The sequence below is a fragment of the Agrobacterium sp. RAC06 genome (assembly GCF_001713475.1).
In the GTDB taxonomy this organism is placed as follows: domain Bacteria; phylum Pseudomonadota; class Alphaproteobacteria; order Rhizobiales; family Rhizobiaceae; genus Allorhizobium.
Genome location: NZ_CP016499.1, coordinates 699733 through 721886, shown reverse-complemented (window position 1 = coordinate 721886; position 22154 = coordinate 699733). Strand labels below are relative to the sequence as shown.

Sequence of the window (22154 nt, the reverse complement as noted above, 5' to 3'; positions counted from 1 at the left end):
AAGCGCCGGGATGACATGCGGGCGCTCGTGCTCGTGCCCGTCCTGAAGCAGGCGAAGGCGCAAGCACTGCCTGAAGGGGCCCCGCCGGCCCCGAGCCGGTCCAACGAAGCACGTCTCGAAGAGGCGATCGGCCTTGCCCGTGCCATCGACCTCACCATCGTTCAGGGTCTGATTGTTCAGGTCAACCAGCCGCGCCCGGCAACGCTGATGGGATCTGGCAAGATCGCCGAAGTGAAGGCACTGCTCGACGAGTTCGACGCGGGTCTCGTCATCGTCGATCATCCGCTCACCCCGGTTCAGCAACGCAATCTCGAAAAGGAATGGGGCGCCAAGGTCATCGACCGTACGGGCCTGATCCTTGAGATCTTCGGCCGCCGCGCCTCCACCAAGGAAGGCACGCTGCAGGTCGAGCTCGCCCATCTGAATTACCAGAAGGGCCGTCTGGTCCGTTCCTGGACCCACCTTGAACGCCAGCGCGGTGGTGCTGGCTTCATGGGTGGTCCGGGTGAAACCCAGATCGAAGCCGACCGCCGCCAGCTGCAGGACAAGATCATCAAGCTTGAGCGCGAGCTCGAACAGGTGGTCCGGACCCGCCAGCTGCACCGCGCCAAGCGCCGCAAGGTGCCGCATCCGATCGTGGCACTTGTCGGTTACACCAATGCCGGCAAGTCGACGCTGTTCAACCGCATCACCGGTGCGGGCGTGCTCGCCGAAGACATGCTGTTCGCGACGCTTGACCCGACGCTGCGCCGGATGAAGCTGCCGCATGGCCGAACCGTGATCATGTCCGACACCGTCGGCTTCATCTCCGACCTGCCGACCCACCTCGTCGCCGCCTTCCGCGCGACGCTGGAAGAAGTGCTGGAAGCCGATCTGGTCCTGCATGTCCGCGACATGTCGGACCCGGACAACGGCGCCCAGTCTGCCGATGTCCTGCGCATTCTCGACGACCTCGGCATCGACGAGAAGGAACGCGCCGAGCGCATCCTTGAAGTCTGGAACAAGATCGACCGCCTCGATCCCGAGAACCACGACGGAATCCTTCAGAAGGCGGCCGGCCGCGAAAACGTACTGCCCGTCTCCGCCGTCAGCGGGGAGGGCGTCGACACGCTTCTCGACGTGATCTCGCAGCGCCTCTCCGGCGTCCTGACCGAGGCGACGATCACCATTCCCGCCGACAAGCACGCGGTGATCTCCTGGCTTTATGAAAACGCCGTCGTCAGCGACCGGGAGGACCATGAAGACGGCTCCGTCAGCCTCGACGTACGCCTGACCGACCGCCAGGCCCAGGAACTCGAACGCAAGCTCGGGGCTCAGAAGCCAACCGAAAAAGAAGATTGGGAGCGCTGAGCCCCCTCTCAACCCATTGATCCAGGTCAACTGATCGTCCGACAAAATGTGTCAACTTTTGTTTACGCATTTGGGAGGTGGTCATGCGCGTCGTCTTCATTCATCCGAACTATCATTCCGGCGGCGCCGAGATTGCCGGCAACTGGCCACCCGCCTGGGTCGCCTATCTCGGCGGGGCGCTGAAGTCCGCGGGCTTCACCGACATCCACTTCCTCGATGCCATGACCAACGACATGACCGAAGACCGGCTGCGTGACGAATTGCGCCGTCTTCAGCCGGATTTGATCGGCTGCACCGCGATCACCCCGTCGATCTACATGGCTGAGCGCTGCCTCGAGATCGCAAAAGAGGTCTGCCCCAAGGCGCTCCGGGTTCTCGGCGGCATCCATGCCACCTTCATGTACCAGCAGGTCTTGACCGAGGCGCCCTATATCGACGTCATCGTCCGTGGCGAGGGCGAGGAGATCATCGTCGAACTTGCCCGCGCCTTTGCCGCCGGCAACTGGAAGGAGGCGAGGGCGGGCATCAAGGGTCTCGCCTATGTCACCGACGACGGCAAGATCATCGCGACGCCAGCGGCTCCCACCGTCAAGAACTTCGATGCCGTCGAGCCGGACTGGACGCTGCTCGAATGGGAGAAATACATCTATGTGCCGCTCGGCGTGCGCGTCGCGATCCCCAATATGGCGCGCGGTTGCCCCTTCACCTGCTCGTTTTGCTCGCAGTGGAAGTTCTGGCGCGACTACCGCATCCGCGATCCGAAGAAGGTGGTCGACGAGATCGAAAAGCTGGTCAACGACCATCAGGTCGGCTTCTTCATCCTCGCCGACGAGGAGCCCACCATCAATCGCAAGAAGTTCATCGCCTTCTGCGAAGAGCTAATTTCCCGCGGCCTGCCGGACAAGGTGAAATGGGGCATCAACACCCGCGTTACCGATATCATCCGCGACGAGGAATATTTGGCCCTCTATCGCAAGGCCGGCCTCGTGCATGTCTCGCTCGGCACGGAAGCCGCCGCCCAGCTGAAGCTCGACCGCTTCAACAAGGAGACCAAGGTCGCCGAGAACAAGAAGGCGATCCGTCTGCTCCGTGAAGCCGATATCTTCACCGAGGCGCAGTTCATCGTCGGGCTCGAAAACGAGACGGCGGAGACGCTGGAGGAAACCTATCGCATGGCCCGCGACTGGAACCCGGATCTCGCCAACTGGGCGATGTATACGCCCTGGCCCTTCTCGCCGCTGTTTCAGGAGTTGGGCGACAAGGTCGAGATCTTCGACTTCTCGAAATACAATTTCGTAACACCGATCATGAAGCCGGATGCCATGGACCGCGCAGAACTGCTCGACCGCGTCATGAACAACTACCGACGCTTCTACATGATCAAGGCGCTCTTTCATTACCCCTGGCGCGGCAAGGGCTTTCGGCGGCGCTATCTTCTCGGCTGTCTCAAGGCCTTCATGAAAGCCGGCTTCGAACGAAAATTCTACGATCTCGGCAAGCACAATTACTGGGGGCCGCAATCCAAAGGTAAGGTCGATTTCGGCTTCGACATGACCCGCAAGATTGCACCGGCCCAGATCGACGATTGGCAGGCGGCCTCCGACAGAGCAAGCCAGCTGCGCGCACGCAAGGCTGGGGCGGCGGCGGCGGAAGAGGCGCGCACCCCGGTCTTGGCCTGCGGCGGAGGGCCGGAGAGCCACGATGCCCACGTCTGACAGCAGCTTGGCGCGACTGTACGACGACGATGTCGCAGATGATGTCCCAGAAGCCAGGACGCCAGCCCGGATCGGGCCGAACAGCCTGATCCAGACGGGACAGGCGCTATCGGAGCTGTTTGGCGAAGAAACGGCCCGCCAGATCTATGATCGCGCGGGCATCGGCCATCGTTACGTCGATCCACCCGGCACGATGCTGGATGAACGAGAGCCGCAGCGCCTCTTCGCCGTACTCTGCGACACCTTGTCGGATCAGGACGCCACCCGCGTCCTGGCGGAAGCGGGACACCGTACCGGCCACTATCTGCTGGCCCATCGCATCCCGAAACCGGCCCGCCGCCTGTTGCCGCACTTGCCGGCCGCCGTCTCGGCTCGCGTGCTTGTCCGTGCTATCTCGGCCCATGCCTGGACCTTTGCCGGGAGCGGCCGGTTCTCAGGTGAGGTCCGTGGCTGGCGCCAACCGGTCGTGCAGCTAGCAATCCAGGAAAACCCGCTCGCGACGCCCGGTTGCCCCTGGCATGGCGCCGTCTTCGAACGCCTCTTCGCCACCTTGACCGCAACCCAAGTCTCGGTCCTGCATCCTCGCTGCCAAGCCAAGGGCAATGACTGTTGCGAATGGACGATTACGAGTGCGACCGGGCCTCTGCGTCGCGCCCGAATGTCTCGGAGAGCCGCAGCCGACCGACGGGGTCGAGAAGATCGCCCGTCACAAGCGTCGAGATGATGGATCGCACGCCCGGCAAAGTCGTCACTGGCGCGATCAGATGATCCCGCAAGGCAGGCAGCAGGCGGCTGTCCGATTGGTAGAAGGGCGTCAGCACCCGACTGAGGAACTGGTAGCTGCGCACATGCATCTGCCTTTGCCGCAGATGCCGTGCGATCGCCGCTTCGACGTCCTCTGCATCAACCAGTGCGGAGGTGAGCGATGCAGCGTCAAGCAGCGCCATGTTCGCGCCCTGGCCGAGCTGTGGGCTTGTCGCATGCCAGGCATCACCGATCCTCACGACATGCCGCCCGATCACCGGCGGGCGCGTCTGGTGGCGATAGCGGGCATGAACCGGCTCCGCGACGGCAGCGAGCGGAAGCGCAGCGGGCCAGAGCTTGGCCACCGCCTCCAGCCAAGCGTCGCGTCCAGCCTTGACCCATTCGGGATGGTCAGCCGTTCGCAGGCTCCAGAAGAAGGTCGCCATGGCGGGCGCCCCTTCGCGGGCGGTCCCGACCGGCAGTACACCTGCCATCAGCGAGGCACGGTCGTAGCGCTGTTCGAGCAGGTTCTCTTGGAATGGCCCGCCATCGGGGAAGGGCACCGTGGCCCAGAGTGCGCCATAACTGAGTTCGCTATCCGGGCGACTGCCGATCGGGGAATTGGCACCCATGGCATCGATCACAAGATCTGCCGGCAATGAACGCACACCGTCCTGAAAGACAAGGCGGGCACGTTGCCCCGGTTCAACGCCGCGGACCCGCGCCGATGCCTCGAAAGTCACGCCGGCCGCGCGCGCCGCCTCAAACAAGGTGTCGAACAGCGCCACCCGCTGGACAGCGATCCCGAACTCGCCCGACCGGTAGCGCACGTCGAGCACCGGCTTGCCGCCGTCTTTCAAGCGTCCGACCATCCGGTCGATGCGTCGCCCGCGTGCGGCGACTATATCGAGAAGCCCCATGGCCGCAAGAATCTGAGCCCCCGTCGGCTGCAGCACGAAACCGGAGCCAACTGGACGGGGCGCATCCATCTGGTCGTAAAGTGTCACGGAGGCGCCGAACCGGGCGAGCATGGTGCCGAGCGCCAATCCCCCGACGCCAGCACCTGCAATGGCAACATCAAGTCCCGTGAGCTTCATGCTGGTTCAACCAATTTGCCGCTGGATGCCTTTTGCCGCCTGCCAGAGCTCTTCCATCCGTTCGAGCGGAGCTGCTTCCAGCGTCTCGCCTGATGCATGAAGAGATGTTTCTATATAGCTGAAACGATTGCGAAACTTCGTATTCGTCCCACGCAGGGCCTGTTCCGGCTCCGCCCCCACATGCCGGCCGATATTGACCAATGCGAAGATCAGGTCGCCGAGTTCGTCCTTGACCTTGTCCGGCTCGTTCCCGGCCAGCGCCTCGCGCAATTCGCCGATCTCCTCCTCGATCTTGTCGAGGATGGGGGCAGCCTCCGACCAGTCGAAGCCGACCTTGGCTGCCCGCTCCTGCAGTTTCAATGCCTCTGTCAGCGCAGGAAAGGAGCGCTGCACCGAGCCGAGATAGCCGGTGTCGGGATCGGCAGCCGATCCACGGGCAGCGCGGCGTGCGAGCCGTTCCGCCTTCTCCTGTTGCTTGATCGTGTCCCACTGCGCCTTCACGGCTTCCGGCGTATCGGCATCCGAGCGGGCGAAGACATGCGGATGACGACGGATCATCTTTCGGCTGATCGCCTCGACCACGTCGCCGAAGGAGAACAGACCCTGTTCCTCCGCGATCCGCGCATGAAAGACTACCTGCAGCAAGAGATCGCCCAGCTCCTCGCAGAGATCATCCGGATCCTTGCGCTCGATGGCATCCGCCACCTCATAGGCCTCCTCGATCGTATAGGGCTTGATCGTCTCGAAGGTCTGGACGATGTCCCAGGGGCAGCCCGTCTCGGGCTGGCGCAGCGCCGCCATGATCTCGAGCAGGCGGTTGATGTCGGTGGAGGCTTCCATTGTAATCCCGTATGGCTCGCTCAGTTGAGCGGAATGTCATTGTCGCCCTTGGACGACTGGTAGGTTTCCGACAACAGGTCATATTCCGCCTTGATGCGGCTCACCTGTTCAAAAAGGGCAGGGCGATCGGCATCGTTGGCGGAGGCCACCATTTCGATCATCGCATGGCTTAGCCAGAAGGCGTTCTGCCGCCGATAGCCACCGGGTTCGAGGCCGAAAACCTCCTTCAGGATCTTCAGATCATGCGGGATGGCAAAGGCGTCGCGGCTGTCTTCATGGCTGAAGAAGTAGTAGAAATTGTCGAAGCCGGCCCAGGTGATCGCCGACATGCACATCGTGCAGGGTTCATGGGTCGAGAGAAAGATCAGGTCCTTGGTATCAGGCCGCTCGCCCCGTTCGTAAAAGCGTTTGAGCGTATGCACCTCGCCGTGCCAGAGCGGGTTCTCGAGTTCATTGTTGGTCTCGGCGAGAACGAGAGACAGGTCCGACTTCCTGAGGATCGCGGCGCCGAAAACCTTGTTGCCGGCTGCGACACCTTTGGCCGTCAGCGGCAGGATGTCATGTTCGATCACGTCGAGAAGGCGACGGGTGAGCTCCGGTGTGGTCAAGGTGATACGCTCCGCAATGTTGTGCAATGCGATCCTAGCGCTTGCCGAGCGCCAGCCGAAAGGGAAATGATGCGCTGAGTTCGGTTTTTCCCGCCATTTGCTAGAGGTCGACGGGATCGCGATGGAGTGTGTGCAAGCCGGTGCATTTTGCTCGCAAGGGCTGGGGGACTAGGACAGAAATACCGCAGAGTGGGGGCGAAGGGATTCCTGTTTCTTCAATTCTTAAGGCCAAAACGCGATGATGCGCTCGACGTTGAACGGATGATTCATGGTGCAGCAGGACAAACAGCTTTCGGTCTTTCCGGCCTTCTTCAAGGTCGAGAATGAGGTTACCGCCGTTTTCGGAAACGGCGACGAGGCCTATGCGAAGGCGCGCCTGCTGAAAAACACCGAAGCCCGCATCATTGCCTATGCCGATGCCCCGGAAGATGACTACGCTGCCTTCCTCGCCCAGCACGGCATCGAACAGGTGGCTTTGCCCTTCGAGCCCTCGCAGGTTGACGGTGCGCGCCTGGTTTTTGCTGCAACGGGTGAGGGCGCTCTCGACCGCGAGATCGTGGCCGCCGCCCGCGCTGCCCGCATTCCCGCCAATGCCGTCGACCAGCCCGACTACTGCGATTTCTATACGCCCGCCCTCGTCAACCGCGCACCAATTGCGGTCGCTATCGGCACCGAAGGCGTAGGCCCGGTTCTCGCGCAAATGATCCGTGCCGACATCGACCGTCTCCTGCCGCGTTCGCTTGGCAAGCTCGGTCGCCTCGCCAATTCCTATCGGCGCGCCGTCGATCGCCTCGTGCCGCGCGGTGCGCCGCGCCGGCTGTTCTGGCGCGATTTCTTCAAGGGCAAGGTCGCCGACCACGTCGAATCCGACGAGATCAGCCTCGCCCGCCGTGAGGCGACACGTATTCTGAAGGGTGTCGCTGCCGACCGCGTCGAGGGCCGCGTGTTTCTCGTCGGTGCAGGCCCGGGTGCCGAAGATCTGCTGACGCTCCGCGCCCATCGCCTGATGATGGAATGCGACGTAATCGTCTACGATGCGCTGGTGCCGCGCGAAGTGGTCGACATGGGTCGCCGCGATGCCGAGCGCATCCCGGTCGGCAAGCGCAAGGGCTGCCATTCGAAGTCGCAAAGCGAAATCAACGCACTCCTCATCGAACTCGGCCATGCCGGAAAGCGCGTCGTCCGCCTGAAGTCCGGCGATCCATTGGTCTTCGGTCGTGCCGGTGAGGAGATGGCTGCCCTTCGTGACGCGGGCATTGCCTATGAGATCGTGCCGGGCGTTACCTCGGCACTCGCTGCCGCCGCTGATTTCGAACTGCCGCTGACGCTCCGCGGCGTGTCCTCGTCGCTGGTTTTCACGACCGGCCATGATCTTCAGGGCAATGTGCTGCCGGATTGGGCGCGTCTCGCGCTCTCAGGTGCCACCGTCGCCGTCTACATGGGTCGCACAGTGGCGGCCTCGGTCGCCGAACGGCTGATGGCAGGCGGGCTCGCTGAGGACACGACGGTCGCCGTCGTCGAAAATGCTGGACGCCGCGACAGCCGCCTGCTGCATGGCACATTGAAGGAATTGCCAGGCCTGGAGGCTCGCACCGAGCTCACGGGTCCGGTCATGGTCATCATCGGCGACGCCGTCGCCGGCGCCGATTTCAGCCGCTCCGAACCTTTGGGCGCGCGCGTGACGGCTGAACTGGAAACGCAGAGGAATTGACATGGTAGACAAGGTTCTGACCGCAAACCGCCTGACCGACGGCATCGCCGTCTGGCTCGACGCAAATGGCCAGTGGACCGAGCGTCTGCAGGAGGCCTTCATTGCCCGCCATGCCGAGGCTGTCGAAGCGCTGGAAACCGCCGGCAAGCAGGCCTTTGCCAGCAATCTCGTTGTCGATGTGAACGTCATCGAGATCGAGGAGAAAGACGGCAAGCTGCGCCCCTTGCGCCTGCGGGAACGTATCCGGGCGGAAGGCCCGACCATTGCTTATGCCGAGGGTCACGGTTATGCCGACCCGGCATTCATCGCGGCTTGAGGCCTGAGGTAAGACATGTATCGTTATGACGAATTCGACCACGCTTTTGTGTCGGCCCGCGTAGAACAGTTCCGCGACCAGGTGGCTCGCCGCCTGTCGGGTGAGCTTGCCGAAGACGCATTCAAGCCGCTGCGCCTGATGAACGGCGTCTATCTCCAGCTGCATGCATATATGCTGCGCGTCGCCATTCCCTATGGCACGCTGAATTCCAGGCAGATGCGCATGCTGGCGCATATCGCCCGCAAGTACGACCGCGGCTATGGTCACTTCACCACCCGCCAGAACATCCAGTACAACTGGCCGAAGCTCTCGGACACGCCGGCCATTCTGGAGGATCTCGCAAGCGTCGAGATGCACGCCATCCAGACGTCCGGCAATTGCATTCGCAATGTGACCGCCGACCATTTCGCTGGTGCTGCCGCCGACGAAGTCGCCGACCCGCGCCCCTATGCCGAGATCCTGCGCCAGTGGTCCTCGCTGCATCCGGAATTCTCCTTCCTGCCACGCAAGTTCAAGATCGCCGTGACGGGTGCCGAAAAGGACCGTGCCGCGATCCAGGTGCATGACATCGGCCTGCATCTGAAGAAGAACGAAGCGGGCGAACTCGGCTTTGCCGTCTATGTCGGCGGTGGCCAGGGCCGCACGCCGCTGATCGCCAAGAAGATCCGCGACTTCCTGCCGGAGGCCGATCTTCTGACCTACATCACCGCGATCGTGCGCGTGTACAACCTGCACGGCCGTCGCGATAACAAATACAAGGCGCGCATCAAGATCCTCGTTCACGAAACAGGTGTTGAAGAACTGACGCGTCAGGTCGAAGCCGAATTCGACCAGATCCGTGACGGCGAATTGAAGCTGCCGGAAGGCGATATCCGCGCCATCGAAACCTATTTCGCCCCGCCGGCGCTGACAGACCGTCCGGATGGCTGGGAAGCACTCGCCCGCGCCCAGAAGGCGGATCCGGCCTTTGCCGCCTGGGTCAAGCAGAACGTTCAGGCGCATCGCCATCCCGATTACGGCATGGTCACGATCTCGTTGAAGCCGATCGGCGGCACGCCGGGTGATGCCTCCGACTCCCAGATGGATCTGGTCGCCGACCTCGCCGAGCGTTACGCCTTCGATGAGATCCGCGTCAGCCACGAGCAGAACCTGATCCTGCCGCATGTTGCCAGAGGTGATCTCTATCCGCTCTACCAGGCACTCGAAAAGGCAGGCCTCGCCACGGCCAACTCCAACCTGATCACTGACATGATCGCCTGTCCCGGCTTGGACTATTGCGCGCTGGCCAATGCACGTTCCATTCCGGTCGCGCAGGAAATCTCGACCCGCTTCGGCTCGCTGGAGCGACAGCAGGAAATCGGTGAACTGAAGATCAAGATCTCAGGCTGCATCAATGCCTGCGGCCACCACCATGTCGGCCATATTGGCCTTCTGGGTGTCGAGAAAAAGGGAGCCGAACTGTACCAGATCACGCTTGGCGGCTCCGGCGACGAGAACTCCTCGATCGGCGAAATCATCGGCCGCGGCTTCGAGCCGGAGAAGGTAACCGACGCCGTCGAGACGATCGTCGATACCTATCTCGGCCTGCGCCTCGATCCGAAGGAAACCTTCCTCGAAGCCTATCGTCGTGTTGGTCCGAAGCCGTTCAAGGACGCGCTCTATGGCGCAGCCCCAGTTGAAGCCGCGTGAGACGGAACGAGACATGACCAAGATCTGGAAAGAAACCGGTTTCGTTGTTGGCGATAGCTGGGTGACCGAAACGGAAGAGCGCAAGGCAGGCGAGGGGGAGAAGGCCATTCTATCGCTGGAAGCCTTCGTCGAAGCCGCTGGCGAAACCAACGACGTCGGCCTCGGCGTGCTGATCGCACCGGCGGACGACGTGACGAAGCTCGAGCCGTATCTAGACCGCATCGCGCTGATCGCCGTCGCCTTCCCGGCCTTCAACGACGGTCGAGGCTTCAGCCATGCAACGCTGCTCCGCGAACGTCTGGGTTATACCGGCGAGTTGCGCGCCGTCGGTGATGTGCTGATCGACCAGGTGCCGCTGATGCTGCGCACCGGCTTCGACAGTTTCGCAGTCACCAATCCGGTCGCCCAGCGCCGTCTAGCCGAAAACTGTCTCACGGGCGTTGCCCAGCGTTACCAGCCGACGGCTCGGGATTCCGAGGAAGTTGGCGGCTTCAGCTGGCGTCGCCTCGGCTCCACCGGCGCCTGAGACATCAATAAATCGCAATGTGAGGGCGGCGAATTGACCTCGGTCAAGGATGCCGCCTTCGCTTTCCTGGATATCTCGGCTGCGAAATCTGCATGCCGGCTGAATTGTGGAATGGGACGGTCTGGATTATAGGCTTGATCCCAATCGACTGAACGATAGGACCGACAGCCTATGAATGCTCCTGTGAAGACCGACAATGCCGAACTGATCGTGCCCGAGGGCGTCTATGCCGAAACGGTTCTGAGCGTTACCCATTACACCGACCATCTTTTCCGCTTCCGCATGACCCGTCCGGCCGGATTCCGCTTCCGCTCCGGCGAGTTCGCAATGATCGGCCTGATGGTCGAGGGCAAGCCGATTTACCGCGCCTATTCGATCGCAAGCCCGTCCTGGGACGAGGAACTCGAGTTCTTCTCGATCAAGGTGCCGAACGGCCCGTTGACCCAGCACCTGCAGCGCATCCAGCCGGGTGACAAGGTGCTGATGCGCAAGAAGCCGACCGGAACGCTGGTGCTCGATGCTCTGACACCCGGCAAGCGCCTCTACATGTTTTCGACCGGCACCGGCATTGCACCCTTCGCAAGCCTGATCCGCGATCCTGAGACCTACGAGAAGTTCGAGGAAGTGATCCTCACCCATACCTGCCGCGACGTCGCCGAACTGAAATACGGCTTCGACCTCATCGAGGAAATCAAGAACCACGAATTCCTGGCAGAGGTGGTCGGCGACAAGCTGAAGCACTACGCAACGGTCACCCGCGAAGATTACCCCTTCAAGGGCCGCATCACCGACCTGATCGAGAACGGCAAGATGTTTACCGATCTCGGCGTCCCGGCACTCGATCCGGCCATCGATCGCGGCATGATCTGCGGTTCGACTGCCATGCTGAAGGACACCAAGGAACTCCTGGAAAAGGCGGGTCTCACCGAAGGTGCCAACAACAAGCCGGCGGAATTCGTCATCGAACGCGCCTTCGTTGGCTGATTGAAAACGCAGTTCCGACAGGATGCCCGGCCATTGCGCCGGGCGTTTTCATTTTTGCAGGTTAACAGTCGATCTTTGGCCGTTCGCCAATTCAAGTTTGACTGTGCCGTCGCCGGCCGTGATCATTCGTTGGATGGGCGAGGGCACCTGCCATTCCGTCTCGATTTTGGCGCGTCCTTGGCGAAAGGAAACTGCGACCAACCGCGTCCTGTCCAGCGAGGGCAGAACGATCTCCATGCTGCCGTCGCCGTCCAGGTCTGCAACATGCGAGAGGTCCAGATCCCGACTACCATTGATGTGGTTTGTCACACCGTCAATGCCGCCCAGATTGACCAGCCCTTTGCCCTCGATGCGATAGAAGCGCAGCGATCCGCTCAGATGGGGCGTGACAACTGCGGCGATGAGCGGCTCGCCTGAGCCGCTGAAGTCGGCAATGCCGACGGGATTGAGCCAGCGGTTCCTCTGGCCGATAGGCTCACTTTCCGCCATCAACTCGATCTCGTCTCCCTTGATTGTGTATAGGGCAAGGGACGCGCCCTGTGTCAGATCGGCCCGAATGATCAAGGCTTCCGGACTGCCATCGCCATCCACATCGGTCAGCCGAACACGCCGATCTTCATAGACCTGATCCGCCGGTAGCCGATAGGAGAGAGGCGATCCGTCTCGCTCGATGACGAAGCCTTCCGCCTCAATGGCGTCCCCCAGAGCCGCATGGCGATAGATATCTGTCGGACCAACCAGCCATGCGGAATAGCTGCCAAAGCGGGTTATCTCACCATCAGGCAGTCTGCTCATATCTTGGGCGGAAACGAAGCCTGCAGTCATGCTGACTGCGAGCCAAGTCAAAAGGCCTGATTTTCGCACAGTGATGTCTCCTTGATGCAAAGCCGAAGCCTTGAGGACCCGTCCAATAGCCGGACTGTGTCGAAGGGCGCTCGAAGTTACATCTCACGTTTAGGTGACGCGCGGGATGGCGATCTCGAATGTCTGTTTGGCTGCCTCGGCGCCATCAGCCCCAACTCTTCGTCATCTGCGGCTTCGTCGGCCGATCCCCTCGGCTTACCGTGGAAACAGAAAGGGCGCCCTGTGGCGCCCTTTTCCATTTGCGTTCGTTTGGCTGTCTCAGTTGCCGCGACGGCGGGGGCGACGGCTGCTTTCCTGCGCGCCGCTCTCGTCTGCGGTCTTGTTGCGCAGCGGCCCGATGCGATCGACGATGACGTCGAGCGTCGGGCGCGGGCCGGGCGTATAGTCGTCAAGCGCCTTGCGCATGGCGACGAGATGATCGCAGGACGTCCCGCAGCAGCCACCGATAATCTTCGCGCCGGCATCGCGGGCGAGGCGTGCATAATCCGCCATCAGCGGCGGCGTGCCCGAATAGAAGATCTCGGTTCCCCTGAATTCCGGAATGCCGCAATTGCCCTTGACGATGACAGTCGCCTCCGGATTGGCCCCGGTCATGTCGAGCAGGCTCTGCAGGATGTCGGAGGCGCCGACGCCACAATTGGCGCCGACAGCCAGCGGACCGGTCCCGATGTCGGGCGCAACACCATGAATGTCCTTCGGGTGAAGACCCATCATCGTCTTGCCGGCCGTGTCGAACGATCCGGTAAAGGTATAGGGCATGCCGACCTTGACGGCGGCCTCGGCAGCCGCGCGGATTTCGTCCGCCGAGGACATGGTCTCGATCCAGGCAACGTCGGCACCGCCCGCTTTCAGGCCTTCCATCTGCTCGACAAAGGCAGCAACAGCTTCCTCGTAAGACATCGCACCGAGTGGGATCAGCAACTCGCCGGTCGGGCCGACAGAGCCGGCGACGATCACCTTGCGCGGTGCCTTGTCGGCAACCGAACGAGCGATCTCTGCGGCCTTCTTGTTCAGTTCATGAACGCGGTCCTGGGCATGGTGCAGCTTCAGGCGATGGCGCGTGCCGCCGAAGGAATTGGTCAGGATGATGTCGGCGCCGGCATCGACGAAATCCTGATGCAGCTTGACGATCTTTTCCGGCTGCGCCTCGTTCCAGAGTTCCGGCGCCTCACCGGCCTCGAGGCCCTGAGCGAAGAGGTTGGTGCCGGTCGCGCCGTCGGCGAGCAACACGCCCTTTTCGGCCAGAAGTTCGGAGAGCGGATTGGAAGGGGTTGCCATGGCGGATCCTTTGATTGACATGCCAATCATATAAAGAAGTCTTTATATGGTTTCAATCTCGAAAAAGAGAGCGGCCCCGCGAGAGACGGGGCCGTATTGTAGAAGACATCGATTGGTATCGTCGCTATTCGGCGGCGATCTGGTTGTCTTCGTGACTCTTCGGCGTGACCATGGCGGCAATGATCTGCTGGAGATCGACGCGTCCGATTGGCGTGCCGCCGTCGTTGGTGACCACTGCGCTCGATTGCCGCGCATCCGTCATGGTGCGGGCTGCAGCCTCCAAGACCGTTGCGCCCGGCATCGCGAGACCTTCGGCAGTCCCGGTCAGAGGCCCCATGATCGTGTCGAGACGGATGACACGGCCGCGGTTCACTTCCTTGACGAAGGCCGAGATGTAGTCGTCGGCCGGCTGCAACACGATGTCCTGGCCGGAACCCTGCTGAATGACCTCGCCATCCCTCAGGATCGCGATCTTGTCACCGAGACGCAGCGCCTCGTCGAGATCGTGGGTGATGAAGACGACAGTCTTTTTCAATTCCTGCTGCAGATCGAGCAGAACCGTCTGCATATCGACGCGGATGAGCGGATCGAGAGCCGAATAGGCTTCGTCCATCAGCAGAATGTCAGCATCGTTGGAGAGCGCCCGGGCAAGCCCCACACGCTGCTGCATGCCACCCGAGAGTTGGTTCGGATAATGCCCCTCGAAGCCCGAGAGCCCGACGCGGTCGATCCAGCGGCGACCGATCTCCTCGCTCTTTGAGCGTGGAATGCCCTGGATGTCGAGACCATAGACGGTGTTTTCGAGCACGGTGCGGTGTGGCAGCAGTGCGAATTTCTGGAACACCATCGCCGTCTTGTGGCGGCGAAACTCTCTAAGCTCCAGCGGGTTCATCTGACAGACGTCGACGCCGTCATAGAGAACTTCGCCCGACGTCGGCTCGATCAGCCGGTTGATGTGGCGGATCAGCGTCGACTTGCCGGAGCCCGACAGGCCCATGACGACGGTGATGCCGCCGCCGGGCATCTCGATGTTGATATCCTTGAGGCCAAGCACATGTCCGTGGGTCTCATTAAGCTCCGACTTCGACATGCCGGCCTTCACCTGGTCGATGAAGGCACCGCCATTGGGGCCGAAGATCTTGTAGAGATTGCGGATTTCGATGTCGTGACTAGCCATGGACCACCTCCGTGTGGCGCTGAAGGCGCTTGCCGTAAGCCTGGCTGGCGCGGTCGAAGATGATGGCGATGGCAACGAGCGCAAAACCGTTGAGGAACCCGATCGTCAGGAACTGGTTGGAGATCGCCTGCAGCACGTTCTTGCCGAGCCCGCCGACACCGATCATCGAGGCGACGACGACCATGGCGAGCGACATCATGATGGTCTGGTTGATGCCGGCCATGACGGTCGGCAGCGCGAGCGGGATCTGCACGTTCATCAGTTTCTGCCGCGGTGAGGACCCGAAAGCATCTGCCGCTTCCAGCACTTCGCGATCGACCAGTCGGATGCCGAGATTGGTCAGGCGGATCATCGGCGGAACGGCATAGATGACAACGGCGATGACGCCCGGAACCTTGCCGATGCCGAAGACCATGACGACCGGAATGAGGTAGACGAAACTCGGCATCGTCTGCATGACGTCAAGGATCGGATTGATGATGGATTGGGCTCTGTCTGACCGCGCCATAAGGATCCCCAGCGGGATGCCGATGATAATGGCGAGCAGAGTGGACACGGTGACGATGGCCAATGTGATCATCGTATCTTCCCAGAGACCGACGAAGCCGATGAACAGCATGCCGATGATCGTCAAACCTACGATCCGCATGTTGCGGCTGGCGTAATACACAATCAGGACCATGACCGCCAGAAAGATGAACCAGGGCGTGCTGACGAACAGCGCTTCAAGCCAGTTCAGGAAGAGCTGTAGTGGATGGGTCACCGCGTCGATGACATTGCCATAGGCACGCACGAAGCCCTTGAAACTGTCGTCGATACTTTTTCGCGCGACGCGCATGACGGTATCGTCGATTTCTGGAAACCTGCACAGCACTTCGGGCAGGTAGTTACATAAAGTCGAAGCCATCTCGTTCCCCTTGTCGACCCTCGCACTTTATGACGTGTGAAACGCTGCGATGGGCCCCTGACGGCGATGCCATATTCCCGAGTGAGAGGCTAATTGAGTTCCGGAAGGGAATTCATGCCGTCTGCGACGTCGGGAGTCGTTGAATGGCGTGATGCGGCATGCCGCTTCGCAGAAAGCGCGGCGGGCACCAGGGCCCGCCGCAGTTAGTCGTCGATCTTGCTTAGAGAGACGCCTTGACCTTTTCGGCGACCTCAGGGGCGACCCAGGTCGTCCACATGTCCGGATAGGTTTCGAGGAAGTGCTTGGCGCCGTCTTCGTTGGTGCCCTGGTTTTCTTCCATCCAGGCGAGAACCTTGCCGACGGTCGCGTTGTCCCATTTGCGGGTCTTCACGTAATCCATGGCAACGCCTGCCTTTTCGGCAAAGCCCTTGGTGACGACGGTGTAGACGTCGGAAACCGGATAGGCATTTACCTTCGGATCAGCGCAGTCTGGAACGGCGGTGCACGCATCCCAGGAGGCCTTATCATGTTCAACGCCGAAGGAGAGCTTCACCATCTCGTACTTGCCGAGAATTGCGGTCGGAGCCCAGTAATAACCGAGCCAGCCCTTCTTGTTTTCGAAAGCGTTGGCGATCGAGCCGTCAAGGCCGGCAGCCGAGCCGGTATCAACCAGCTCGAAACCCTTCTCCTTGGCGCCGAGTGCACGATAGAGATTGGCGGTCGAGACCTGGCAGTTCCAGCCCGAGGGGCAGTTGGTCACTGCAGCCTTGGTTGCATCTTCCGGCGCCGGGAAAAGCTCCGGACGGGCAAGCGCATCTTCGACAGTCTTGATGTCCGGATTGGCGTCGGCGATGAACTTCGGAATCCACCAGCCTTCCACGCCGCCATCCGACAGCAACGGGGCGGCCTGGATCAGACGACCTTCGGCAATGGCTTCGTCAAGCGCGGTACGCACGGCATTGACCCAGAATTCCGGAGCCATGTCCGGCTGGCCTTTTTCATTCATGGAGGCGAACGTCGGCATCGTGTCGCCGGTGACGACCGTCACCGAGCAGCCATAGCCGCTTTCCAGGATGATCTTGTCGACATAGGCGGCGACACCGGCCGACGCCCAGTTCATTTCGGCAATCGAAACATCACCGCATTCGGCAGCCTGGGCAGAGCCGGCAACTGCGTAGAGACCCGCGGCGAGAATGGTGGAAGCAATCAGCTTCTTCATGGAGTTAAGACCTCCCAGTCTTATCTTGCAGCGTTCATCGGGAAGGGCAGGGGCGGCTACTGCGGACCGCGCTGCCAATTTTGTCTTCATGCGCATGAGCGCCCGGACGCGTCTGGCCGGTGCGTCATCCAGTGGACCAGGCCTTGTCTTAAGGGGCGTTGTTGCCCGTCGACCTCGTGTCACGACACTAAGCCTACGTCTTTGGTTCCGAAAATCAACCTCTCGCGACCCCTGTCATCAACGGCGGCAGCGGCGCCAAGCTATTGTTGCGACTGATTTTGCCGCATTTCGGCATCGGCGCGAGGTCAATGCGCCCAACGGACGAGCAGTTGTATCGGGCGGAACAGAAGCGTGGTTTGGCTGCAATCCAACGTGAGACCTAACCTGTCCCAACTGCGTCAATATGACAGGCGCGAAGGCGCGCGCGTGCAGGTACAAAAAAAATTGAAAAAATGTCGCCCGCGGCGGCGGGCTAACGATCCGGTAACATCTACAGCGGTAGATGAGAGGGCCGACGCGTTACTGTCGGTTGCGCCCCGGATCGAGTATTGCGTCCCGGGGCGTTTTGTTTTTCAGGCTCGACCGGTAGTCAGAGTGACTTCGCAAGAGGCGCAGTCACCGATCGGCCGCCAGCTGAGAATCAACCCTTGCGAAACGAGATCGGATTGCGCACTTCCCAGCGTGCGATGGTCTTGTGCTGCGGCGCGCGGCCGTTCCAGGCGATAGCCAGGCTATTGCGGTTCTGCAGGATGTAGAGCATGGGTGTTTCCTAGATTGCCGCGCTCTTGAGGGCGCTGGTTTCGAGCAGCAGATAATCACTGCGAAGTCTCCGCACCAGCGCGCAAACCGTCATTGAATGTCGCAAATGATCAACTGCTGAGCTATCGGCCGCGACAGGCTGCCGCAGTGTCGCATTTGCATCAACTTTGCGGGCGAGATCGCTGCAAGATCATGAAAAATAGGCAGACAATGCCGCGGCGGAAACGGGACAGGACACGATGACACGAGCGATCATGTTGCAGGGGACAGGATCGGATGTCGGAAAGACGATACTTGTGGCCGGACTGTGCCGTCTGGCTGCGAACAGGGGGCTCAAGGTGGCGCCCTTCAAGCCGCAAAACATGTCCAACAACGCAGCCGTCTCCGATGACGGCGGGGAGATCGGCCGTGCGCAATGGCTCCAGGCGCTCGCCGCCCGCACGCCGTCATCCGTTCACATGAATCCTGTTCTGCTCAAGCCCCAGAGCGAAACTGGCAGCCAGATCATCGTCCAGGGCAAGGTCTTCGGCCAGGCCAAGGGTCGTGACTACCAACGGCTGAAACCGCAGCTTTTGGGCGCCGTCCTTGAAAGTTTTGAAACTGTCTGTGCGGGTAAGGACCTCGTCATCGTCGAAGGCGCCGGCTCGCCCGCCGAAATCAACCTAAGGGCGGGCGATATTGCCAATATGGGCTTTGCCACCCGCGCCGGCGTGCCTGTAGTGCTTGTCGGAGACATCGATCGGGGAGGGGTGATCGCCTCCCTCGTGGGCACGCATACGATACTGCCGGACGAGGATCGCGCCCAGATCATCGGCTACATCATCAACAAGTTCCGTGGTGACGTCACGCTGTTCGACGACGGTCTTTCGGCGATAGGCACCTTTACCGGCTGGCCCTGCTTCGGCGTCATCCCCTGGCTGAAGGCCGCCGCGCGCCTGCCGGCAGAGGATTCCGTCGTCCTGGAACGCCTGGTCAAGGGCACCGGCGGCGCCTTGAAGGTCGCCGTGCCCGTCCTGTCGCGCATTGCCAATTTCGACGATCTCGATCCGCTCGCAGCCGAACCGGAGGTCGATCTCGTTTATGTCCGCGCAGGCGAACCCTTGCCTGTCGATGCTGGCCTGGTGGTCCTGCCTGGCTCCAAGGCCACGATTGCGGATCTGGAGGAACTACGGAGCCACGGCTGGGACCGGGATCTTGCAATGCATGTCAGGCGCGGCGGACGCGTAATCGGCATTTGTGGCGGCTATCAGATCCTGGGTCGCCAGATTTCCGACCCCCTTGGTCTGGAAGGCGCGCCACGCACAGTTGACGGACTTGGCCTGCTCGACGTCGAAACCGTGATGGCGCCGGAAAAAACGGTCCGCAACAGCGAGGCCCACTCTCTCGAACACGACGTCGCTCTCGCGGGTTACGAGATCCATCTCGGGGTGACCCAAGGACCGGATACGCTGCGAGCCCCGATCCGCATCGACGGCCGGGCTGACGGTGCGGGCTCCGCCGATCGGCGCGTTATCGGAACCTACCTGCACGGGCTGTTCTCGAGCGACGCCTATAGACGCAAGCTTCTCGAGAGTTTCGGGGTTCATGGCGGCGGAACGAACTATCGGGCGAGTGTCGACGCGGCCTTGGACGATCTGGCGACGGAGTTGGAAACACGCCTGTCGCGTGAATGGCTGGATGGCCTTCTAGGCTGACGGGGCGGCGCATTCTGAGGCGCCGGATGAACGGTTGTGCAATCAGGTTTCCTGCGACACATCCATCGGCGATGCCATCAGTTCGCCGCCGCCGAGCGAATTGTTCGCGTATTTTAAGGCGAGTATGCTGAGCACCGAGGCGATCAGCAGGATGAAAATGTATCTCATGGTCTTTGCTCCTGCCTGGCGATCCTCAACGAGATTGCGGCAACCGGTTCCTCTGAGGCCGCTTTCAAGCTGGAAATACATCGAAAGACAGCAGGCTGTGGTCGAAAAGCCACAACCCGGGTCGTCTGAGAAGATCAACCTGCGGAAACATCGGTCGCAGATGCAGTCAACCGTCCGCCACCGAGGGATTGCTCGGAATATTTGATCGCCAGGATGCTGAACACCGCCGCGATCATCAGGGCCACCGTCACACGCATGAAACCAATCCTGCCAACCTGCCTTGATCCAGAATAGGACACGGGCGTTGGTGATCGGCTAAATCAATGATTACAATCTGATCGATCTTGCGGAAAAAACAGAGCTCCACCCGGGCGCGGCACGCGAAATCCTTGCGGGCAGCTCCGGAGGGCAACCGCCGTAGGGCGTACTTCAGGTTCGGGGGGAGGGCACCGTGCTCCGGCGCGAGCGATCACGCAAGTATTCGGTATGGACATTTGTGTTTCGTGGCGGACCGGGTGTCTGCCTACCGTTGAGTATCGATCGATCTACTTTTGGCTCGTATCGTATTGAACGTACAACACAAAAGGTAGCTTTTGCCATCTTCCACACTCCATTTCGTCGCATGTCTTCGCGCCGAATTTCAGTGGTTGTAGCGGGCCAAATGGCGGGCTGGGCCGGATGCATGCGATGCGAAATGAAGTGATTTTTTGATGTTGGGCGACGCCAAGGCCAGGCGGTTGAAACCGGACGACAAGCCAGTATCGGATGGAACGATCACAGGTCTCTAATCTGGTTCCCGCAGGCAAAGTCGGGACTGGAAATCTCATTTGCGTGCCGTTCACGCACACCTGCACTGTATTCCTGAAACGCTTGTGATCTGGGACCAGAGCCGCAAGGCATCGTGAATCGGAACAGCTTGGTGGATGTGAACGCCTCAAAAGCAATATGGACGAAAACCAGATTCTTGGGAGAAATGCCTCAAGTTTTCCTGCGCACCGCTTACACGCAACGAAAGGCCGGCAGGTGTTCAGAGCAACCCTGGCTGCTCTGAACAGATCGAGGACATCATCATGTCTTCCCCCATAGCCGAATGATCGCCGGCGATGCAGCATAGGCCCGGCGTGAGGGCGAGAATGAGGAAGGCTGTGGTGCTGGTACCGAGGATGCGGCTCATCCACCCCTTGCTGGCCTTCTCTTCAGAAGGTTCTTCGACAGCAAGCGGCTCTACGACAGCCGGTTCGCCGACAACCGCGCCGAATTTCTCAAAGAAGTCGCCCGCCAGTTTCTTCGCCGTGCTGTCGATGAGCCGGCTGCCCATCTGTGCCAGCTTGCCGCCAATTTCGGCTTTCACGACATAGTGCAGAATTGTTGCATCGCCATCCGGTTCGAGCGTGACATTGGCGCCCCCCTTGGCAAAACCGGCCATGCCGCCTGACCCCTCTCCAGAGATCGTATAGCCATTCGGCGGATCCAGATCGGACAGGGTGACAGTGCCGGCAAAGCTCGCCTTGACCGGGCCGATGCGCAGCGTCACCTTGGCGACCATCTCGGTTTCGGACGTCTTCTCGATGGATTCGCAGCCGGGTATGCACTGGCGCAAGATGTCCACGTCGTTCAGAGCCGCATAGACGGCTTCGCGCGACGCTTCTATGCGTTGTGATCCGTTCATGTCCATGATTGTTCTCCCATTATGCGTTTCTTTGGCCGCGTCGCCTGATCTCGATCATTTCCGCGACGATCGAGAAGGCAATTTCGTCTGGTGTAATGGAGCCGAGGTCGAGGCCTGCCGGCGAGTGAATGTCGTCCAACGCTCTGGCATCGATCCCGTCGCCTTCCAGGTCGCGTCTCAGCGCCGCAAATTTCTTGCGCGAACCGACGAAGCCGGTATAGCGGCTTTGGATGCCAAGAACCGCCTTCAGCGCTGCGCTATCACCGCGTCCCTGGGTCGCAATGACAATATATCCTTGCTGTGAGCCGTCGGTTGGGAGGTCGAAACCATCGACCATCCGGTCCGTGATGCCAAACGCGGCATGATCGGCCTGCGGCGCGCAGATCGTGACGAAGAACCCCATGCGCCGGGCGATATCGGCAAGGGCCACAGCCACCGGAGAGGCGCCAAGAATAGCAAGGTGCGGGCGCGGCAGGACGGGTTCGACGAACACATCCATCGTGCCCTGGCTCGGGCACATGTTGCGGGCGTAGAACACGCCGTCCTTCATGTCGCCGGGTTTGACCTGTTGCACCTCAAGCAGGTCTTTCGGCTGGATGCTGATCAGGCGAGGCTGACCGTCGCGGATGGCCTCACCCGCAGCCTTCAGCACGGCACCACGGGCGCAACCGCCGCCGATCCAGCCGGCAGAGATGCTACCGTCTGCCAAGACCACAGCCTTGGCACCCGCCTTGGCAGCCGTAACCGAGACGGTGCGGACGACCGTTGCAATGGCAAAGGGCTCTCCACGCGCCTTGGTCTGACTGACCAGATCGAGAATATCGGAGGTGTCCTGCATG

The 22154-nt window shown here is 61.1% G+C and carries 21 protein-coding genes; 9 read left to right on the top strand and 12 right to left on the bottom strand.

Annotation, left to right across the window (positions count from 1 at the left end; all coding sequences use genetic code 11):
- The first annotated feature begins 15 nt into the window (after window positions 1-15).
- The 3 genes from hflX to bchJ all read left to right on the top strand — a co-directional run bounded on the left by hflX (window position 16) and on the right by bchJ (window position 3789).
- Entirely contained in the window at window positions 16-1350 is a 1335-nt protein-coding gene (gene hflX, locus BSY240_RS03315; RefSeq protein WP_069041413.1) for a GTPase HflX, read from the top strand.
- Window positions 1351-1433: 83 nt separating this feature from the next.
- Window positions 1434-3065 carry a magnesium-protoporphyrin IX monomethyl ester anaerobic oxidative cyclase gene (gene bchE, locus BSY240_RS03310; RefSeq protein WP_069041412.1) on the top strand — a complete coding sequence of 544 codons (1632 nt, stop codon included), beginning with the start codon at window positions 1434-1436 and terminating at the stop codon, window positions 3063-3065.
- Window positions 3052-3789, top strand: a complete 738-nt coding sequence (gene bchJ / locus BSY240_RS23595) for a bacteriochlorophyll 4-vinyl reductase (protein WP_083229548.1) — start codon at window positions 3052-3054, stop codon at window positions 3787-3789. Before bchE ends, bchJ begins: the two co-directional genes overlap by 14 nt.
- Here the strand turns inward: bchJ and BSY240_RS03300 are convergent.
- Genes BSY240_RS03300 through BSY240_RS03290 form a run of 3 tightly spaced genes read right to left on the bottom strand, consistent with a single transcriptional unit; the run spans window position 3689 to window position 6354 of the window.
- Window positions 3689-4906: an FAD-dependent oxidoreductase gene (locus tag BSY240_RS03300; RefSeq protein WP_069041410.1), complete on the bottom strand. Its 1218-nt coding sequence runs from the start codon at window positions 4904-4906 to the stop codon at window positions 3689-3691. The genes bchJ and BSY240_RS03300 overlap by 101 nt on opposite strands.
- A gap of 6 nt (window positions 4907-4912) precedes the next feature.
- Window positions 4913-5746, bottom strand: coding sequence for a nucleoside triphosphate pyrophosphohydrolase (gene mazG, locus BSY240_RS03295; RefSeq protein WP_054148086.1), 834 nt, complete (start codon window positions 5744-5746; stop codon window positions 4913-4915).
- Window positions 5747-5766: 20 nt separating this feature from the next.
- Entirely contained in the window at window positions 5767-6354 is a 588-nt protein-coding gene (locus BSY240_RS03290; RefSeq protein WP_069043811.1) for a deaminase, read from the bottom strand.
- A 268-nt stretch (window positions 6355-6622) separates the two neighbouring features.
- Between BSY240_RS03290 and cysG the strand changes: the two genes are divergently transcribed.
- From cysG to BSY240_RS03265, 5 genes are all read left to right on the top strand, one after another.
- Complete coding sequence (gene cysG / locus BSY240_RS03285; RefSeq protein ID WP_069041409.1) at window positions 6623-8065, top strand: siroheme synthase CysG; 1443 nt, start codon at window positions 6623-6625, stop codon at window positions 8063-8065.
- Window position 8066: 1 nt separating this feature from the next.
- The gene (locus BSY240_RS03280) at window positions 8067-8381 is read left to right on the top strand and encodes a DUF2849 domain-containing protein (protein ID WP_054148088.1); all 315 of its coding nucleotides are present in this window, start codon (window positions 8067-8069) and stop codon (window positions 8379-8381) included.
- Window positions 8382-8396: 15 nt separating this feature from the next.
- Complete coding sequence (locus BSY240_RS03275) at window positions 8397-10070, top strand: nitrite/sulfite reductase (RefSeq protein WP_069041408.1); 1674 nt, start codon at window positions 8397-8399, stop codon at window positions 10068-10070.
- Between the two features lie 13 nt (window positions 10071-10083).
- A complete protein-coding gene (locus BSY240_RS03270) occupies window positions 10084-10596 on the top strand; it encodes a DUF934 domain-containing protein (protein WP_054148139.1) in 513 nt (170 codons plus the stop codon).
- Window positions 10597-10767: 171 nt separating this feature from the next.
- Window positions 10768-11580 carry a ferredoxin--NADP reductase gene (locus BSY240_RS03265; protein ID WP_069041407.1) on the top strand — a complete coding sequence of 271 codons (813 nt, stop codon included), beginning with the start codon at window positions 10768-10770 and terminating at the stop codon, window positions 11578-11580.
- Between the two features lie 48 nt (window positions 11581-11628).
- On the opposite strand, the gene BSY240_RS03260 is transcribed toward BSY240_RS03265, so the two are convergent.
- The 5 genes from BSY240_RS03260 to BSY240_RS03240 form a co-directional block, all read right to left on the bottom strand.
- Window positions 11629-12405 carry a VCBS repeat-containing protein gene (locus BSY240_RS03260; protein WP_150127389.1) on the bottom strand — a complete coding sequence of 259 codons (777 nt, stop codon included), beginning with the start codon at window positions 12403-12405 and terminating at the stop codon, window positions 11629-11631.
- 297 nt (window positions 12406-12702) lie between these two features.
- The gene (bmt, locus tag BSY240_RS03255) at window positions 12703-13722 is read right to left on the bottom strand and encodes a betaine--homocysteine S-methyltransferase (RefSeq protein ID WP_069041405.1); all 1020 of its coding nucleotides are present in this window, start codon (window positions 13720-13722) and stop codon (window positions 12703-12705) included.
- Window positions 13723-13846: 124 nt separating this feature from the next.
- Window positions 13847-14899 carry a quaternary amine ABC transporter ATP-binding protein gene (locus BSY240_RS03250; protein WP_054148092.1) on the bottom strand — a complete coding sequence of 351 codons (1053 nt, stop codon included), beginning with the start codon at window positions 14897-14899 and terminating at the stop codon, window positions 13847-13849.
- Window positions 14892-15806, bottom strand: a complete 915-nt coding sequence (locus BSY240_RS03245) for an ABC transporter permease (protein WP_054148093.1) — start codon at window positions 15804-15806, stop codon at window positions 14892-14894. The genes BSY240_RS03250 and BSY240_RS03245 overlap by 8 nt, the downstream gene beginning before the upstream one ends.
- 220 nt (window positions 15807-16026) lie before the next feature.
- Window positions 16027-17025 carry an ABC transporter substrate-binding protein gene (locus BSY240_RS03240; protein WP_069041404.1) on the bottom strand — a complete coding sequence of 333 codons (999 nt, stop codon included), beginning with the start codon at window positions 17023-17025 and terminating at the stop codon, window positions 16027-16029.
- Window positions 17026-18023: 998 nt separating this feature from the next.
- Here BSY240_RS03240 and BSY240_RS03235 point away from each other — a divergent pair.
- Window positions 18024-19478 (top strand): cobyric acid synthase, encoded by a 1455-nt coding sequence (locus BSY240_RS03235; RefSeq protein ID WP_069041403.1) that lies wholly within the window; start codon window positions 18024-18026, stop codon window positions 19476-19478.
- Window positions 19479-19520: 42 nt separating this feature from the next.
- Here BSY240_RS03235 and BSY240_RS24495 read toward each other — a convergent pair whose 3' ends face one another.
- The 4 genes from BSY240_RS24495 to BSY240_RS03220 form a co-directional block, all read right to left on the bottom strand.
- The gene (locus BSY240_RS24495) at window positions 19521-19646 is read right to left on the bottom strand and encodes a hypothetical protein (protein WP_256367281.1); all 126 of its coding nucleotides are present in this window, start codon (window positions 19644-19646) and stop codon (window positions 19521-19523) included.
- 134 nt (window positions 19647-19780) lie between these two features.
- Window positions 19781-19903, bottom strand: a complete 123-nt coding sequence (locus tag BSY240_RS24490) for a hypothetical protein (protein WP_256367282.1) — start codon at window positions 19901-19903, stop codon at window positions 19781-19783.
- Between the two features lie 770 nt (window positions 19904-20673).
- On the bottom strand, window positions 20674-21321 hold the full coding sequence (locus BSY240_RS03225; RefSeq protein WP_054148096.1) for an SRPBCC family protein: 648 nt from the start codon (window positions 21319-21321) through the stop codon (window positions 20674-20676).
- Between the two features lie 13 nt (window positions 21322-21334).
- Window positions 21335-22153: an XdhC family protein gene (locus tag BSY240_RS03220; protein ID WP_069041401.1), complete on the bottom strand. Its 819-nt coding sequence runs from the start codon at window positions 22151-22153 to the stop codon at window positions 21335-21337.
- Window position 22154 lies beyond the last annotated feature (1 nt).

What these genes read in the sequence shown, in the direction of transcription:
- hflX (WP_069041413.1), top strand. Translation starts at nt 16, where the DNA reads ATGCGGGCGCTCGTGCTCGTGCCCGTCCTGAAGCAGGCGAAGGCGCAA.
- bchE (WP_069041412.1), top strand. Translation starts at nt 1,434, where the DNA reads ATGCGCGTCGTCTTCATTCATCCGAACTATCATTCCGGCGGCGCCGAG.
- bchJ (WP_083229548.1), top strand. Translation starts at nt 3,052, where the DNA reads ATGCCCACGTCTGACAGCAGCTTGGCGCGACTGTACGACGACGATGTC.
- BSY240_RS03300 (WP_069041410.1), bottom strand. Translation starts at nt 4,906, where the DNA reads ATGAAGCTCACGGGACTTGATGTTGCCATTGCAGGTGCTGGCGTCGGG.
- mazG (WP_054148086.1), bottom strand. Translation starts at nt 5,746, where the DNA reads ATGGAAGCCTCCACCGACATCAACCGCCTGCTCGAGATCATGGCGGCG.
- cysG (WP_069041409.1), top strand. Translation starts at nt 6,623, where the DNA reads ATGGTGCAGCAGGACAAACAGCTTTCGGTCTTTCCGGCCTTCTTCAAG.
- BSY240_RS03280 (WP_054148088.1), top strand. Translation starts at nt 8,067, where the DNA reads ATGGTAGACAAGGTTCTGACCGCAAACCGCCTGACCGACGGCATCGCC.
- BSY240_RS03275 (WP_069041408.1), top strand. Translation starts at nt 8,397, where the DNA reads ATGTATCGTTATGACGAATTCGACCACGCTTTTGTGTCGGCCCGCGTA.
- BSY240_RS03270 (WP_054148139.1), top strand. Translation starts at nt 10,084, where the DNA reads ATGACCAAGATCTGGAAAGAAACCGGTTTCGTTGTTGGCGATAGCTGG.
- BSY240_RS03265 (WP_069041407.1), top strand. Translation starts at nt 10,768, where the DNA reads ATGAATGCTCCTGTGAAGACCGACAATGCCGAACTGATCGTGCCCGAG.
- BSY240_RS03260 (WP_150127389.1), bottom strand. Translation starts at nt 12,405, where the DNA reads ATGACTGCAGGCTTCGTTTCCGCCCAAGATATGAGCAGACTGCCTGAT.
- bmt (WP_069041405.1), bottom strand. Translation starts at nt 13,722, where the DNA reads ATGGCAACCCCTTCCAATCCGCTCTCCGAACTTCTGGCCGAAAAGGGC.
- BSY240_RS03250 (WP_054148092.1), bottom strand. Translation starts at nt 14,899, where the DNA reads ATGGCTAGTCACGACATCGAAATCCGCAATCTCTACAAGATCTTCGGC.
- BSY240_RS03245 (WP_054148093.1), bottom strand. Translation starts at nt 15,806, where the DNA reads ATGGCTTCGACTTTATGTAACTACCTGCCCGAAGTGCTGTGCAGGTTT.
- BSY240_RS03240 (WP_069041404.1), bottom strand. Translation starts at nt 17,025, where the DNA reads ATGAAGAAGCTGATTGCTTCCACCATTCTCGCCGCGGGTCTCTACGCA.
- BSY240_RS03235 (WP_069041403.1), top strand. Translation starts at nt 18,024, where the DNA reads ATGACACGAGCGATCATGTTGCAGGGGACAGGATCGGATGTCGGAAAG.
- BSY240_RS24495 (WP_256367281.1), bottom strand. Translation starts at nt 19,646, where the DNA reads ATGAGATACATTTTCATCCTGCTGATCGCCTCGGTGCTCAGCATACTC.
- BSY240_RS24490 (WP_256367282.1), bottom strand. Translation starts at nt 19,903, where the DNA reads ATGCGTGTGACGGTGGCCCTGATGATCGCGGCGGTGTTCAGCATCCTG.
- BSY240_RS03225 (WP_054148096.1), bottom strand. Translation starts at nt 21,321, where the DNA reads ATGGACATGAACGGATCACAACGCATAGAAGCGTCGCGCGAAGCCGTC.
- BSY240_RS03220 (WP_069041401.1), bottom strand. Translation starts at nt 22,153, where the DNA reads ATGCAGGACACCTCCGATATTCTCGATCTGGTCAGTCAGACCAAGGCG.